The following is a 754-nucleotide window of genomic DNA, read 5'->3' on the forward strand; positions in this document are numbered from 1 at the left end:
TCTATTCCATCATTAGTTAATGTACATACTCTACTTGCAGTTATTCCTCCTAATTCTCTTCCTATATCCAGTGAGTTTACATCACATAGTGATGTAGCCATTAACGCAAATATTGCTCTCATATCTTTATTATAACTTCTATTCTTAATTAATAGCTCTTCTACTTCTAAACCTATTTCTTTTGCTATAAATTGAGCTAATATATTAAGGGCGCAATCTCTTTTTAACACTTTTCTTTTGTTTACATACTTTACATTTTCAAATTCCATATCTAACTTCATTTCTAATTCTTTAAATTTATTATTTTCAATGTTCATAGTATCATTAAATAACTTTATATAGTCTTTTATAGCAAAGTATTTAAATCTACTTAGTATGCTTAATATAAATTCACTATCTACTATACCAAATTCATCTATACCTCCTGTATATGCTTTTATACTTGAAAATTTATAAGTTTCTGGAGCATTTCTATATCCTATAATATCTTTTGGATTTCTATGGATGTATAATGATGCTGCTATTAGATATCCATCACTTTCTATTATGGTACTTTCAAATCTTTCTTTATATAATGTTCCATTTGATCCTTTTTTCTTATTATAATAAAATGTATATCTTTCCTTTATACTTTTCATAATAACTGATATATCCCCACCATAAGAATCCACTATGAGATGCACATGAGTATCCATTAAACAGTAAGCATATATTTTAAACTTATATTTCTCCATACTTTTTGATACTTTGTCCA

Annotated in this window: 1 protein-coding gene; it reads right to left on the bottom strand. The window is 26.1% G+C overall.

What is annotated here, in order from left to right; all coding sequences use genetic code 11:
• Positions 1-734: transposase (locus CSGHG_RS19205; RefSeq protein ID WP_052314776.1), on the bottom strand; the 734-nt coding region annotated here is incomplete at its 3' end.
• Positions 735-754: the final 20 nt, after the last annotated feature.

Origin of the sequence: Clostridium senegalense JC122, from assembly GCF_000285575.1 — a bacterium.
Lineage (GTDB): Bacteria > Bacillota > Clostridia > Clostridiales > Clostridiaceae > Clostridium_J > Clostridium_J senegalense.